Genomic DNA, 1069 nt, shown 5'->3' with positions numbered 1-1069 from the left:
GCCCACACAAAATAGCTGTCATCAATCACTTCACCGACAATCGACAAATCCAGGCTGTCACCGGTGACGTGGTACAGGCTCAACGTGCCGTCATCCAGCCGTTGACACATCAGCGTGTATTCGTCGGTCGGCGCATCGGTGGCCGTGAACGCCGCGGCCAGCCGCGCCACCTGGCGCGGATAGTCGGGATGTTCAGGTCGCATTACTAGAAATTGCATATCCCTATTTCCCTTTCACAAAAAACCAGAACATGCCGAGGACAAGAATCAGTAATAGCCAGGTCGGCGTGCTTCCCCCGAAATTCACCGAACCGCCAGTGAAATTGACTTCTTCATCGCCACTGACCGCACTTGGTCCTCCGGCGTTGATGGGCATCGAGCCACTGTTGGATAAGCCTGGAATATGGATCACTTGTTTTTCCCCCAGACGATGTCAAACAGCCACAGCCCCATGACCACGGCGATCAGAATGCGGAGCGTTTGCCCCACTTTCTCACTGGTAAACAGCCCGCTGACATAGCCAACGGTTCCGGCCAGCAACGGCCAAAACAATAACGGCATGGCTCCCCCTTATCGCTTGCTGATGCGCGGCACGAAACCTGCTGCGCCGGTCTGGCGAATCTCGCCCAGGTCTTCACGGCGGTTATTGCGGAATGCCGGTTGGCGCTTCATCTGCTTGGTTTGTTGTTTCATCCGGTGCAGGTTGCCACGCAGTGAATTGCTTGCCGGTTGCGGGGCTGCGCGCCCTGCTTTCCCTTTACTGCTGCCGCCAGACTTGCGGGCAGGTTGACTGCCTGCGGTAGCCGGTTTCTGCCCTGATGCTGGTCGTTGCTTGCCAGCTTTCCCGCCACTGGGCTGTTGACGGGTACGTTTACTGCTCTGTCCCATTTACCCTCGCCATCGTTAGCCGGTGAATGGTTTCCTGTTTGCCGTCAAACTCTCTGACCAGCTCAACTTGCTCAAAGCCGAAACGGTTCAGAATGCGGCGCATTCCCGGTCGATAAGTGTGATAGGTGATGGCGCAATATCCGCACGCCTTCACCCGTTGAATAATGTGCTCTGTTGCCTTG

Annotated in this window: 3 protein-coding genes and 2 pseudogenes; all 5 read right to left on the bottom strand. The window is 56.3% G+C overall.

Features of this window, described 5'->3' with window-relative positions; genetic code table 11:
• A pseudogene (locus tag C9I92_RS25045) lies at positions 1-218 on the bottom strand (hypothetical protein); the annotation flags it as partial.
• A gap of 4 nt (positions 219-222) precedes the next feature.
• Positions 223-411: a hypothetical protein gene (locus C9I92_RS25040; protein ID WP_107193945.1), complete on the bottom strand. Its 189-nt coding sequence runs from the start codon at positions 409-411 to the stop codon at positions 223-225.
• Complete coding sequence (locus C9I92_RS25530; RefSeq protein ID WP_157038338.1) at positions 408-560, bottom strand: hypothetical protein; 153 nt, start codon at positions 558-560, stop codon at positions 408-410. Before C9I92_RS25530 ends, C9I92_RS25040 begins: the two co-directional genes overlap by 4 nt.
• Positions 561-569: 9 nt before the next feature.
• Positions 570-887: a hypothetical protein gene (locus C9I92_RS25035; protein ID WP_047887894.1), complete on the bottom strand. Its 318-nt coding sequence runs from the start codon at positions 885-887 to the stop codon at positions 570-572.
• A pseudogene (locus C9I92_RS25525) lies at positions 871-1069 on the bottom strand (hypothetical protein); the annotation flags it as partial. The gene C9I92_RS25035 and the pseudogene C9I92_RS25525, both read right to left, overlap by 17 nt.

Origin of the sequence: Photobacterium ganghwense, from assembly GCF_003025595.1 — a bacterium.
GTDB classification, from domain to species: Bacteria; Pseudomonadota; Gammaproteobacteria; order Enterobacterales; family Vibrionaceae; genus Photobacterium; species Photobacterium ganghwense.
This window is presented reverse-complemented; position numbering and strand designations above follow the sequence as displayed.